General features: G+C 65.4%; 11 protein-coding genes and 1 pseudogene. 6 read left to right on the top strand and 6 right to left on the bottom strand.

Annotation, left to right across the window (positions count from 1 at the left end; genetic code table 11):
* Positions 1-45 precede the first annotated feature (45 nt).
* From AC5Y4D_RS15695 to AC5Y4D_RS15685, 3 genes are all read right to left on the bottom strand, one after another.
* Positions 46-819 (bottom strand): STAS domain-containing protein, encoded by a 774-nt coding sequence (locus AC5Y4D_RS15695; RefSeq protein WP_499990286.1) that lies wholly within the window; start codon positions 817-819, stop codon positions 46-48.
* Between the two features lie 377 nt (positions 820-1,196).
* Positions 1,197-2,141, bottom strand: a complete 945-nt coding sequence (locus AC5Y4D_RS15690) for a DUF4873 domain-containing protein (RefSeq protein WP_499945559.1) — start codon at positions 2,139-2,141, stop codon at positions 1,197-1,199.
* 212 nt (positions 2,142-2,353) lie between these two features.
* A complete protein-coding gene (locus AC5Y4D_RS15685; RefSeq protein ID WP_499945433.1) occupies positions 2,354-3,259 on the bottom strand; it encodes an AurF N-oxygenase family protein in 906 nt (301 codons plus the stop codon).
* Positions 3,260-3,408: 149 nt separating this feature from the next.
* On the opposite strand from AC5Y4D_RS15685, the gene cobF reads away from it, so the two are divergent.
* From cobF to AC5Y4D_RS15660, 5 genes and pseudogenes are all read left to right on the top strand, one after another.
* A complete protein-coding gene (cobF, locus tag AC5Y4D_RS15680; protein WP_499990244.1) occupies positions 3,409-4,164 on the top strand; it encodes a precorrin-6A synthase (deacetylating) in 756 nt (251 codons plus the stop codon).
* Positions 4,165-4,348: 184 nt separating this feature from the next.
* Entirely contained in the window at positions 4,349-5,356 is a 1,008-nt protein-coding gene (locus tag AC5Y4D_RS15675) for a PE family protein (protein ID WP_499990245.1), read from the top strand.
* A gap of 32 nt (positions 5,357-5,388) precedes the next feature.
* Positions 5,389-5,631: pseudogene (locus AC5Y4D_RS15670) on the top strand (DNA-formamidopyrimidine glycosylase family protein); the annotation flags it as partial.
* A gap of 153 nt (positions 5,632-5,784) precedes the next feature.
* The gene (locus AC5Y4D_RS15665) at positions 5,785-6,252 is read left to right on the top strand and encodes a zinc finger domain-containing protein (protein ID WP_499945557.1); all 468 of its coding nucleotides are present in this window, start codon (positions 5,785-5,787) and stop codon (positions 6,250-6,252) included.
* A gap of 9 nt (positions 6,253-6,261) precedes the next feature.
* A complete protein-coding gene (locus tag AC5Y4D_RS15660; protein ID WP_499945428.1) occupies positions 6,262-7,011 on the top strand; it encodes an SDR family oxidoreductase in 750 nt (249 codons plus the stop codon).
* A 70-nt stretch (positions 7,012-7,081) separates the two neighbouring features.
* On the opposite strand, the gene pgi is transcribed toward AC5Y4D_RS15660, so the two are convergent.
* The 3 genes from pgi to AC5Y4D_RS15645 form a co-directional block, all read right to left on the bottom strand.
* A complete protein-coding gene (gene pgi, locus AC5Y4D_RS15655) occupies positions 7,082-8,740 on the bottom strand; it encodes a glucose-6-phosphate isomerase (protein WP_499990247.1) in 1,659 nt (552 codons plus the stop codon).
* 31 nt (positions 8,741-8,771) lie between these two features.
* The gene (locus AC5Y4D_RS15650; RefSeq protein ID WP_499990248.1) at positions 8,772-9,734 is read right to left on the bottom strand and encodes an esterase family protein; all 963 of its coding nucleotides are present in this window, start codon (positions 9,732-9,734) and stop codon (positions 8,772-8,774) included.
* Positions 9,735-9,796: 62 nt separating this feature from the next.
* Positions 9,797-10,111 (bottom strand): chorismate mutase, encoded by a 315-nt coding sequence (locus AC5Y4D_RS15645; protein WP_499990249.1) that lies wholly within the window; start codon positions 10,109-10,111, stop codon positions 9,797-9,799.
* A 271-nt stretch (positions 10,112-10,382) separates the two neighbouring features.
* Here AC5Y4D_RS15645 and pcrA point away from each other — a divergent pair, with 271 nt between their 5' ends.
* Positions 10,383-12,698, top strand: a complete 2,316-nt coding sequence (gene pcrA / locus AC5Y4D_RS15640; protein WP_499990250.1) for a DNA helicase PcrA — start codon at positions 10,383-10,385, stop codon at positions 12,696-12,698.
* The last annotated feature ends 3 nt before the right edge of the window (positions 12,699-12,701 follow it).

The following is a 12,701-nucleotide window of genomic DNA, read 5'->3' as shown; positions in this document are numbered from 1 at the left end:
TCGGCTGTTTTTTCGCACTGGCTACACGCTGGGCGAAGCTGAATGTCAGAGCTGGTTTTCGGGTCCGATGATCGCCCAGACCGTCTTGCCCGCCGCCGTCGGGGTGCTGCTCCAGGCGCGCGACAACGCGTCGACGATGGCCAGCCCGGACACGTCGATGCCCTTGGGCGGCGACGCCAGACGCACTGCGGGCGCGTTGCTGGTGTCGGAAACCGCGATGGTCGCGGTCTGGCCGTCGCACTCGATCCTCATCACCGGTTCGCTTCCGGTGTGCTCCAGCACGTTTTCGATGAACACGTTGACCACCACCAGCGCGACGGGGATGAGTCCCGGCTTCGACCAGGTGGTCAGCCATTCGCGGACCAGCTGACGTGATTCCCGCAGGCTGGTCAGGTTGGCCGGCAGCTTGGCCTGGGCGTGCTTCAGCTTGCGGCGCCCGAGCCGCTCGACGGCCTTGATGGCCGCTTTCTCGGTCGGGTACACCGGCATGAATCGGGCGACGCCGCTGCGCGCGATCGCCTCGCGAGCCGCGCGGTTGGCGGTGACCAGCACGATCGGGACGTCCGGACGCGCGTCCATGTGCCAGCGTGCGCTGACGAAAGCCGACCAGGCGGCCTCGTCGGGGACCTGCAGCCCGCTGACGTCGACCACGACCGCGGCGGGGACGTCATGCGTGGCCTTGGTGATGTTGTCGCGCAGCTCGGCGGAGTTTTTGGCGTCGAGCACTCCCTCAGCGGACAGCAGGACTATCGATTGCTCGGTTCGGGATTCCAGCCCCAACGAATTGGAGGACTTGGCCACCGCACTCATACGAACCATCCCGGATTGCGGGACGTCTCGAGAAGGCACGCCGGTTGCATCGTGTCGTCCGATTCCATGTCCCGCTCCTCGAACCCTGCCCGGTTGTCAGCTGCTGCCGCCCTCGATGGCGGAGACGTCTATCTTCGGGCAAATCTCCCGATTTGTGAAAGTGGCGGCTTGGCGGCGGATGTCAGTGCTCCCGCGCGCACTGGATTAGGCACCGGATAGCTGTGCCACCCGGTCGTGTGATGCAACCCCACCACTGCCACGCTGAAGTCGTCGTTCCTGCTGTCGTGCCCGTCTTTGCGCACGATCTCAGTGGAACTACCCACCCCAGCGCGCGGTCAATCCCGAACGGGGCATACCCAAGCTAGACGTGTTTGAAGCAGCCGACGTCAGGCGCCGCTTCGAGCGTAGGGAGGCGCACCCACGCCGGCGACCGAATGAGTGCCCCACGGCGTTTGTTCGACGATGCGCGCGGGCGCGGTGCGATCGCCGACGCACAGCGTGACCGTCCGCGCCCGCTTCATCGAGTCGTCGGGCAGGTCGTCCAGGACGGTGCCTTGCCAGTGGTAGTTGCCGTCAAGCGGGTCGAGGTGACCGGTCAATCGGACGTGCACCGGGTAACGGGTGCCCGAAATCTCCAGAGTCGCATCGCCGTCGTAGGTGTCTTCGTAATCGGGCGCGCTGGACGACAGGTCGAACGTCTCGAACGCCCCCGTCACCGAGGGCGGCGTGGTGGGTGCGAGTTGAGCGCGCTCGTTGAAAACCTGCTGGCTGGAGCGGCGTACCTCGATACGACGGCTGCCGGTGCGCGCCATCACCGTGAGGCACTCGGCGATGTAGCGTGCCTGCGTCTCGGTGTCGGGGCCGGTGAGGAAGAAGTAGTTCGGAAATCCGTGCACGGCCATCCCGAGGAACGGTTCCATGCCGTCGTGCCAGGCCTGCTGGATGGTCTGTCCGCCGGTGCCGACCAACGGCTGACTGTCGATCGAGAACCCGGTGCCATAGATGATCGCGTCGACGGGGTGTTCGACGCCGTCGCCGGTCCGGATGGCCGCCGTCGTGATCTCCTCGATCGGCGACGTCACCACCATCGGGCCCGGTTGCGGGCGGCGGCGCCGCCAGCGCTGCGTCCACGGTGTGATGTTGGTGACAATGCGGCGCGGCGCATGTCCGAATACGGTTACCGATCCGGCTGATTCCAACAGCCGGCCCAGACGGTGGCCGGCCGAGGAGTCGGTGCCCACGACTGCTATGCGCTTGCCGGTGGGGCGGAAGTGCGGATCCCACGCCGCGGCGTGGAACGACTCCCCGGCGAAGTCGCTGCGACCGTCGATATCCGGTACCCAGGGGACGTAGCGGGTCGGGCTCGACTCGACGACCACACCCGCCCGCAGGGTTTCGTCAGCCGTGGTCTGCAGCACCCAGGTGTCGGTCTCGTCGTCGAACACCGAACGGACTACCTCGCCGTCAAACGTCGCGACGTCGGTGATTCCGGCCTGCCGCAGTTCGGCCGCCGCGCCGACTGCTCCCGCGCCGACGATCAGCGTCACAGAAACCTGCTGCGCTTCCAACCGCGGCGCGCCACCGGCCCCATCAGACCCACTTCGGTCAAAAAGGCTGCCAGCGGGGCGAATCCGGCGATCTGCACCTCGCGGCGGTGTGCGCTGTGCCGGGCGAGTTGTCGGGCCCGCTTGGCATCCAGGCCGGTGCGCGCGTACGGCACGGGATTGCTGAACAGGTAATTGAAGAAGTACCCGCCCAGCCCGTTGATGTTGGCCATGAACCATCGGTTCACGCGCGGCATCTCGGTCACCCGCTTGCGCGCGCCGTCGCGCGCGAACTGAATGTGCCGGGCCTCTTCGGTGACGTGAATCCGCATGAGGCGCTGGATGATCGGCTGCAGTTCGGGGTCGTCCATCATCTGGCGTTGCAGCGAGTCGAAGATCTCCTCACCGATCAGCGCGGCCACCCACAGCATCGACCCGCGCTGGAACGCAAGTGGCAGCAGATTGATGACGTAACGGTGAAAACGTTTCGGCCGCACCGGTTTTGCGCCGATGCGCTCGATGGCTTTTCCGAACATCACCATGTGGCGGGTTTCGTCGCCCAGTTCGGTCAGCTTGTAGTGGGTGGACCTGCTCGTCGGGTCCTCGTGCAGGATGGTCCGCAGCAATGACTGATTGAGCATGTTCTCGAACCAGATCCCGGCCGAGAGCGTGTTCACCAATTCCTGCCGGGACAGCTCGATCTGCTGGGCACGGGTCATCTGGTCCCACATCGGGGTGCCGTACAACGAGACCAGCCTCGGGGGCAGGAAGAACTTGTCCGGATCCAACGGGGCGTCCCAGTCGATGTCGACGACGGGTTCGTAGGACTTCTTGACCGAGCCCTTGAGCAGGCGCTCGGAGAACTCTTCCCGACTGGGTCCACTTGGTCGTACCGCAGTGGTCATCGCTGTGTCCCTTCATGTGCCTTGCCAGGGCCTGGGTTTCGACGTTAGGAAGATCACACTCGATAGTCAATACCCAGGGTACTGGGTACCGGCGGTCTCGGCTAGACGGCGCGCGGTCTCGATGAGGTTCTCGATTAGGTTGAGGCCCTATGAGCCGGCACATTCACGTCATCGGCATCGGTGCTGGTGACCCGGACTATGTGACCGTGCAGGCGATCGACGCACTCAACGACACCGACGTGTTCTTCGCGATGGACAAAGGCGAGGCCAAGAGCGACCTCGTCGAGCTGCGCCGGAAGATCTGCGCGCGGTTCATCCGCAAGCCCGGATACCGATTCGTCCAGTTGCCCGACCCGCGGCGCGCCTCGGGCACCGACTACCGGCAGGCCGTCTCGGACTGGCACGCGTCCCGCGCCCGTCTCTGGGCGACGGCCATCGAAACGGAACTGGAACCTGACGGCGTCGGAGCCTTTCTGGCCTGGGGCGACCCGTCGCTCTACGACAGCACGCTGCGCATCCTGGACCGGGTCGCGGACGAGGTCGAGATCAGCTACGACGTCATCCCGGGCATCACCGCAGTTCAGGCACTGACCGCGCGTCACCGCATCCCGCTCAATGACGTGGGCGAACCGGTACTGGTCACCACCGGACGGAAGTTGGATGCGCACGGTCTCGCCGGCTCGGCCGTCGTGATGCTCGATGCCGACTGCTCTTTTCAGGCATGCGCGCCGTCCACGCGGATCTGGTGGGGCGCCTACCTCGGGACCGCCGACGAGTTGTTGGTGGCCGGGACGGTCGGGGAGGTCGGAGCGCGCATCGTCGAAATGCGTGCGCAGGCCCGCGCTCAGCACGGCTGGATCATGGACACATATCTGCTGCGCTCGTCCGGCGAATGCGAAGGCTGACGGCGCTCAATGGGCGTATTCGTCGGCATATGCGCCGCAATTTGGGACGTGTCCGTCATAGCTTGGGATTTGCGCAACCGGGATTTCGAGAACGCGTGCTCCCGGCACCGTACGTCGGGTTAACATTCATTTGGCGTGCTATACACGTGCTGAATGCGAGCTCGCAGTCGGGAGAGGTCGTCGAATGTCGTTTGTGTTTGCTACGCCGGATTGGGTCGCTGCCGCGGCCACCGATCTGGCCAGCATCGGTTCGTCGATCAATGCTGCTAGTTCGGCTGCGGCCGCCCCCACGGAAGCGGTGCTGGCTGCGGGAGCCGACGACATTTCGGCCGCGATCGCCGCGCTGTTCAGTTCACACGCCCAGGCATATCAGGTTCTCAGTCAACAGGCCGCACTATTCCACCAGCAGTTCGTCCAATTGATGAGCGGTGGTGCGACCCAGTACGCCTCCGCGGAAGCGCTCAACGCGACAATGCAGGAAGCCGCGTCGGGTATCAGTGCGCCACTTCAAGCGCTGGCCGGGGGTGCCCCCGCCGGCGGGTCCGCCGCTCCGGTTGCGGGCAACAGTGACGAGCAGGTCCTGCTGACCACCAACGGCGGAACCTACGTCCAGATCGGTACCGGCGCCAACGCCGCTGCGGCCGGTGCAGGGGTGCACGGGGCGGCGAGTCCGAACGGGGCCGCGGGGACCGGTGGCGTCAGCTCGAATCCGGGCGGATTCCTCCCCGGTGCCGGGACAGGGGTCAGCGCACCGACTGCGCCACCTCCCGTGACTGCGCTCCCCGTCGCTGCCGCGGTGGACGGCCCCGTTGCCGGAGTGGACGGAAACGCCGCCGGTCTCGGTGGAGTCGGTCCCGTGGTCTTCGGTCCGGGTCAGACCGGGGTAGCGGGCGGCCCTGCGCTCGGCGGGGCGCAAACCGGTGCGAGCGCTGCGCCGGCCGCGAGCAGTCACAGTGAGCAAGTCGACAACGACGGTCACACCGGGCTGCGCGGCAACAGTGGGTGGTTGTACGGCGACCATGCGCTCGGTTCGAATACCGCGCTGTTCGGCGACGGTGGCGCCGGGGGCAGCGCGGCGTTGGGCGCGAATGGCCAGGTCCCCTTGGCTACCGGTGAGGGAAGCTTCTTCGCCGGGAATGCAGATCTCGGAAACTCGGCCGGCGTTGTCGACGGAACTCGTCAACAGGCCTGACGCTCCGTAGCCACAACCGGCAGACTGGACGGGTGCCCGAACTCCCCGAGATCGAAGCGCTGGTCGACCATCTGCGCCGGCACGCCGTCGGCTTGCCGGTAGGCCGCGTCGACGTCGCCGCGTTGTCGGTGCTCAAGACCTTCGACCCGCCGATCAATGCGCTGCACGACCAGACCGTTGTCGGCGCTTCCCGGTGGGGCAAGTACCTGGGCCTGCAAGCCGGCGACTTGTGGCTGATCACCCACCTGTCCCGGGCGGGATGGTTGCGGTGGTCGGACAAGCTGGCCGCGGCGCCGCTGCGCCCGGGCAAGGGTCCGATCGCGTTGCGTGTGCACCTCGGAACTCCGGGCGAAGCACCGGGGTTCGACCTGACCGAAGCCGGCACCCAGAAACGTCTGGCCGTGTGGCTGGTCGGCGATCCCGAGCAGGTGCCGCAGATCGCCGCCCTGGGGCCGGACGCGCTCGAACTGGGGCCCGAGGACCTGGCCCGCGTGTTGGCCGGCAACACCGGCCGGATCAAGACCGTCATCACCGACCAGAAGATCATCGCGGGTATCGGCAACGCCTATAGCGACGAAATACTGCACGTCGCGCGCATCTCGCCGTTCGCCACGGCGGCGAAACTGAGCGACGAACAAGTCGTCGTCCTGCACGACGCGATGATCTCCGTCCTGACCGACGCGGTGAGCCGATCCGTCGGCCAGGGCGCAGCAACCCTCAAGGGTGAGAAGCGCTCCGGGCTGCGGGTACATGCCCGTACCGGGTTGCCATGTCCGGTCTGCGGTGACACGGTGCGCGAAGTGTCGTTCGCGGACAAATCGTTTCAGTACTGCGCGACCTGCCAGACCGGCGGCAAAGTACTGGCCGATCGGCGCATGTCAAGGCTGCTCAAGTAGTCTGCCCCGGTGACTCGCCAGAAAATCTTGATTACCGGGGCCAGTTCCGGTCTGGGCGCCGGGATGGCCCGGGCTTTCGCCGCCAAAGGCCGTGATCTGGCGCTGTGCGCCCGCCGCACCGACCGGCTGGAAGAACTCAAAGCCGAACTGTTGCAACAGCATCCGTCGATCAAGATCGCGGTGGCGGCGCTGGACGTCAACGACCACGATCAGATCCCGAAGGTGTTCGCCGAACTCGGCGACGAGCTGGGTGGCATCGACCGGGTGATCGTCAACGCCGGTGTCGGCAAGGGCGCGAAGCTGGGGTCGGGCAAGGTGTGGGCGAACAAGGCGACGCTGGAGACCAATCTGGTTGCGGCGCTGGTGCAGATCGAGACCGCGCTGGAAATGTTCATCGGCTCCGGCTCGGGGCACCTGGTGCTGATCTCCTCGGTGCTCGGCAACAGAGGCGTACCGGGTGTCAAGGCTGCTTACTGTGCGAGCAAGGCGGGGCTGACCTCGCTGGGCGAGTCGCTGCGCGCGGAGTACCACAAGGGGCCGATCAAAGTCACCGTGATCGAGCCGGGCTACATCGAGTCGGAGATGACGGCCAAATCCAACAGCACAATGCTGATGGTGGACAACGAAACCGGCGTCCGGGCGCTCGTCGACGCGATCGAACGCGAACCCGGCCGCGCCGCGGTGCCGCGGTGGCCGTGGGCGCCGCTGGTGCAGCTGATGCGGGTGTTGCCGCCGCCGATGACCAAGCGGTTCGCCTGAGTCCCGCGAGCAGACGCAAAAGCACCTCATTTCGGTACGAAATGGGTGCTTTTGCGTCTGCTCGCGCAAGTTAAGACGCGCGGCCTCGTTCGCTGCGGTAGCGGCGCACCAGCGCGTCGGTCGAGCTGTCCGACTGCTTCTCCGGTGCATCGTTGCTGGTGATCACCGGCAGCAGGGCCTTGGCCTGCGTCTTGCCCAGTTCCACACCCCACTGGTCGAACGAGTCGATACCCCACACCACACCCTCGGTGAACACCTGGTGCTCGTAGAGCGCGATCAGCTGGCCGAGTGCCGAAGGCGTCAGGCGGTTTGCCAGGATCGACGTCGACGGACGGTTGCCGGGCATCACCTTGTGCGGCACTACGTCGTCCGGCGTTCCTTCCTCGGCGATCTCCTCGGCGGTCTTGCCGAACGCCAGCACTTGCGTCTGAGCGAAGAAGTTGCTCATCAAGAGGTCGTGCATGCTGCCGTCGCCCTCAGCGGTCGGCAGGTCGTCGAGGGGTTGACTGAACCCGATGAAGTCGGCCGGGACCAGCCGGGTGCCCTGGTGCAGCAGTTGGTAAAAGGCGTGCTGGCCGTTGGTTCCCGGCTCGCCCCAATAGATTTCGCCGGTATCCGTGGTGACGGGGGAACCGTCGGCGCGGGTCGACTTACCGTTGGACTCCATGGTCAGCTGCTGCAGGTAGGCCGCGAACCGGGCCAGATCGTTGGAATAGGGCAGCACCGCGCGGGATTGGGCACCGAAGAAGTTGGAGTACCACAGGCCGATCAGGCCGAGCAGCGCAGGCGCATTGGACTGCAGGGGGGCGGTCCGGAAGTGTTCGTCGACGATGTGGAACCCGGACAGGAAGTCCGCGAACGCTTCTCGGCCGATCACCGCCATGACCGAAAGTCCGATTGCCGAGTCCACCGAATAGCGTCCGCCGACCCAGTCCCAGAACCCGAACATGTTGTCGGTGTTGATACCGAAGTCGTCGACCAGCTTCTTGTTGGTGGACACGGCGACGAAATGCCTTGCCACAGCGTCGTCGCCGAGCGCCTCGGTGAGCCAGCGGCGCGCCGCGGTTGCGTTGGTCAGGGTCTCCAATGTCGAAAACGTCTTGGAGGCGACAATGAAAAGTGTTGTGGCAGGGTCTAAGTCAGCCAATGTTGCGACCAGGTCGGCCGGATCTACGTTGGAGACGAAGCGTGCCGCGATGCCCCCGTCGGCGTAGTGACGCAGCGCCTGACAGGCCATTACCGGTCCCAGGTCCGAGCCCCCGATGCCGATGTTGACCACGGTCTTGATCCGCTCGCCGGTGGCGCCTTTCCAGTCGCCGCTGCGCAGCTTGTCGGTGAAATCGCCCATGGCGTCGAGCACCTCGTAGACGTCCCTCACGACGTTCTGGTCCTCGACGATCAGGTCGGCATCGCGGGGCAGCCGCAGCGCGGTGTGCAGCACGGCGCGGTCTTCAGAGGTATTGATACGGGAGCCGGCGAACATCGCGTCGCGGCGCTCTTCCAGCTTCGCCGTCCGCGCCAGGTCGACCAGCAGCTGCACCGTCTCGCGGGTGATGCGATGTTTGCTGTAGTCGATGTAGAGGTCGCCGACGGTGAGGGTGAGTTCGCGGCCGCGGTCCGGATCGTCGTCGAAGAGTTGCCGTAGGTGGGTTTCTCCGATCTGATCATGGTGCTTGAGCAGGGCGTCCCAGGCCGGGGTGGCGGTGATGTCTGATGGCTCGGAGGTCATAGTTCGACCCTAATGCGGCATCGGGGACGAGTCAGGGTGGATGCGGACTGCCGAGCACTTGTTGCAGATCGGGCAACATCGCCTGCAGTTGTTGACCCCAGTACGACCAGGTATGCGTGCCGTTGGCGGGAAAATTGAACAACCCGTTGTGGCCGCCCTTGAGTTGGTAGCGGGCCTGGAACACCTTGTTGCTGATGCGGGTAGCGCTTTCCAGCAGACTGGCATCCAGCTTGGTGCCCAGATCGTGATCGTCGCCGTTGCCGGTATAGATCCAGATCCGGGTGTTGTTGGCGACGAGTTTGGCGGCATTGACCGTGGGGTCGTGGTCGGCCCAGGCCGGGTCGCCCGGCGGGCCCCACATCGCCTCGGAGCGGAAACCTCCGGCGCCCAACTGCACGGCGCTGAGCAGGGCAGGCCAGTTCCCGGCGGACAGGTTGAGGAAGCCCGACATCGAAGCCGCATAGACGAAATGTTGCGGGTGGTCGGCGGCCAGGATCAGCGCCGCCGAGCCGCTCATCGACGCACCCACCACCGCGTTGCCCGTCTGACTGACGCCCTTGTTCGTCGCCAACCAAAGCGGCAGCTCCTGGGTCAGGAAGGTTTCCCACTTGTAGGTCTGCGTTCCGTTGCCGCCCACGGCCGGGCGATACCAGTCGGAATAGAAGCTCGCCGTTCCGCCGGTCGGCATCACCACCGACAGGCCGGACTGGGTGAACCATTCGAACACCGGCAGATGAATATCCCAGCCGTTGAAGTCGTCACGGGCCCGCATCCCGTCGAGCAAATAGACCGCGTGCATGCCGCCGCCCTGATATTCCACCTTGATCTGGCGGTTCATCGACGCCGACGGGACCATCAGGTATTCGATCGGCTGGCCCTGCCTCGACCACGCGGACGAGGTCGCCGAGCTGCAGCCCAAGGCAAGCAGGGTCACGACCGACAGCAAGATCAGCCGGCGCACGGGCGAAAACCCAATCGTTATTGCCGTGACCATTTCCGGCGAAATTTACTCCGGCAAACGCGCGATTCGTCGAATGTAACGGCGGGAGTAACCGTTTAGTGGCCGAGTCGTCCCCGGCCCAGACGCAAAAGCAACATCGCCAGATCTTTCCCGTCGGGACCCAGCTCGCTGTAGCGCTCGATGACTTTCATTTCGCGGTTGTGCACCAGCCGGGTGCCTCCGGACGCCATGCGGGCCCGTCCGATCGCTTGGGACACTTCGGCGCGCCGCTTCACGGCCGCGAGGATCTCGGCGTCGAGCCGGTCGATCTCTTCGCGCAATTGGTCGATATCGAGCTGCTGGGTATCGAGGGTCTCGGTGTTCATCTTTGCTATCTCCGCATTTTCGTGAGGTGGGGGTTCTGGTCTCATCCGGTTTGGGCCTCACACAAGAGACGAGCCCCGAATCCGGAAGCGGACCACGGGGCTCTGCGATAGCAGCTAGACCACGGGCACCGCTGGGGGGTACCCATAGAAAAATCGGGGCTGCACGTTGAGCACGACCCGAGTGTGCCACCAAGGGCCACACGCGCGCAAAAATATGCACGAAAAATGCCTGGTCTGTCGAATGAGTCAAGCCCGAACGGACATACGCGGCCTGATTCTGCGAGGTGTCGGCGGGCGGCGGTAAGTTTGGACCGACATGAGTGTGCACGCAACTGAGGCAAGATCCGAAGCCGAACAACTCCTCGACGGACTCAATCCGCAACAGCGCCAGGCTGTCGTCCACCAGGGCTCGCCGCTGCTGATCGTCGCGGGCGCCGGTTCGGGCAAGACTGCGGTGCTGACCCGGCGCATCGCCTATCTGATCGCCGAGCGGGGCGTCGGGGTGGGTCAGATCCTGGCCATCACCTTCACCAACAAGGCCGCCGCGGAAATGCGCGAACGTGTGGTCAATCTGGTCGGCAACCGGGCGCGATACATGTGGGTGTCGACCTTTCACTCGTCGTGCGTACGCATCCTGCGCAACCAGGCTTCGCTGATCAAAGGTCTCAACTCCAACTTCTCCATCTACGACGCCGACGACTCCCGCCGGCTGCTGCAGATGATCGGCCGCGACATGGGCCTGGACATCAAGCGCTACTCGCCCCGGTTGCTCGCCAACGCCATCTCCAACCTGAAGAACGAACTGATCGACCCGGAGCAGGCGGTGTCCGATCTGACCGACGAGTCCGACGACCTGGCGCGCACCGTCGCCTCGGTCTTCGGGGAATACCAACGCCGGTTGCGGGCGGCCAACGCACTGGATTTCGACGACCTGATCGGCGAGACCGTCAACGTGCTCCAGACCTTTCCCGAGATCGCGCAGTACTACCGGCGGCGGTTCCGGCACGTCCTGGTCGACGAGTACCAGGACACCAACCACGCGCAGTACGTGTTGGTGCGGGAATTGGTGGGCCGCGACACCCAGGACGGTGTCCCGCCTGGTGAACTGTGCGTTGTCGGCGACGCCGACCAGTCGATCTATGCGTTCCGCGGCGCCACCATCCGCAACATCGAGGACTTCGAACGCGACTACCCGGACGCGACAACCATTCTGCTGGAACAGAATTACCGCTCCACGCAGAACATCCTGTCGGCGGCCAACTCGGTGATCGCGTGCAACTCGGGACGCCGCGAGAAACGGTTGTGGACCGACGCCGGCGAGGGCGAACTGATCGTCGGCTACGTCGCCGACAACGAACACGACGAGGCCAGGTTCGTCGCCGACGAGATCGACGCGCTCGCCGACCGCGGTGAGATCACCTACAACGACGTCGCGGTCTTCTACCGCACCAACAACTCGTCACGGTCGCTGGAAGAGGTCTTCATCCGCGCCGGGATTCCGTACAAAGTCGTTGGGGGAGTGCGCTTTTACGAACGCAAGGAGATCCGCGACATCGTCGCCTATCTGCGGGTGCTGGACAACCCGGGTGACGCGGTCAGCATGCGGCGCATTCTCAACACGCCCAGGCGTGGCATCGGCGACCGCGCCGAGGCGTGTGTGGCGGTGTACGCCGAGAACACCGGCAGCAGCTTCGCCGACGCGTTGCAGGCCGCGGCGCAGGGCAAGGTGCCGATGCTCAACACGCGCGCCGAGAAGTGCATCGCCGGTTTCGTCGAACTCCTCGACGAGTTGCGGGGGCATCTGGACGACGACCTCGGCGACCTCGTCGAAGCGGTCCTGGACCGCACCGGCTACCGCCGCGAGCTGGAGTCGTCAACCGACCCGCAGGAATTGGCGAGGCTGGACAACCTCAACGAACTCGTCAGCGTCGCACACGAATTCAGCATCGATCAGGCGAACGCGGCGGCGCTGGCAGCCGAGACCGACCCCGACGACGAGGACGTGCCCGACACCGGTGCCCTGGCGGCGTTCCTCGAGCGCGTGTCCTTGGTGGCCGACACCGACGAGATCCCTGAGCACGGCTCCGGTGTGGTCACGTTGATGACGCTGCACACCGCCAAGGGTCTGGAGTTCCCGGTGGTGTTCGTGACCGGTTGGGAGGACGGCATGTTCCCGCACATGCGGGCGCTGGACGACCCGAGAGAGCTTTCCGAGGAGCGGCGGCTGGCCTACGTCGGCATCACCCGTGCCCGGCAGCGGTTGTATGTGAGCAGGGCCATCGTCCGCTCGTCGTGGGGACAGCCGATGCTGAACCCGGAATCCCGCTTCCTGCGCGAGATTCCACAGCAGCTCCTCGACTGGCGGCGCACCGCGCCCAAGGCTTCGTTCAGCGCGCCGGTCAGCGGCGCGGGCCGGTTCGGGACCCCACGAAGCGCCCCGACCCGATCAGGTGCGAGTAAGCGGCCGCTGATCGTGCTCGAACCCGGCGATCGGGTGACGCACGACAAGTATGGGCTGGGCCGCGTGGAAGAGGTCTCCGGTGCGGGTGAGTCGGCGATGTCGCTGATCGACTTCGGCAGTGCCGGGCGGGTGAAGCTGATGCACAACCACGCTCCGATCAGCAAGCTTTAGCCC

This window comes from Mycobacterium sp. NGS67, assembly GCF_059812185.1.
This window is presented reverse-complemented; position numbering and strand designations above follow the sequence as displayed.

Bases quoted from the DNA above. Each gene is read 5' to 3' on its own strand.
- AC5Y4D_RS15695 (WP_499990286.1), bottom strand. From the start codon at position 819: ATGGTTCGTATGAGTGCGGTGGCCAAGTCCTCCAATTCGTTGGGGCTG.
- AC5Y4D_RS15645 (WP_499990249.1), bottom strand. From the start codon at position 10,111: ATGAGACCAGAACCCCCACCTCACGAAAATGCGGAGATAGCAAAGATG.
- AC5Y4D_RS15650 (WP_499990248.1), bottom strand. From the start codon at position 9,734: ATGGTCACGGCAATAACGATTGGGTTTTCGCCCGTGCGCCGGCTGATC.
- cobF (WP_499990244.1), top strand. From the start codon at position 3,409: ATGAGCCGGCACATTCACGTCATCGGCATCGGTGCTGGTGACCCGGAC.
- pgi (WP_499990247.1), bottom strand. From the start codon at position 8,740: ATGACCTCCGAGCCATCAGACATCACCGCCACCCCGGCCTGGGACGCC.
- AC5Y4D_RS15675 (WP_499990245.1), top strand. From the start codon at position 4,349: ATGTCGTTTGTGTTTGCTACGCCGGATTGGGTCGCTGCCGCGGCCACC.
- AC5Y4D_RS15685 (WP_499945433.1), bottom strand. From the start codon at position 3,259: ATGACCACTGCGGTACGACCAAGTGGACCCAGTCGGGAAGAGTTCTCC.
- pcrA (WP_499990250.1), top strand. From the start codon at position 10,383: ATGAGTGTGCACGCAACTGAGGCAAGATCCGAAGCCGAACAACTCCTC.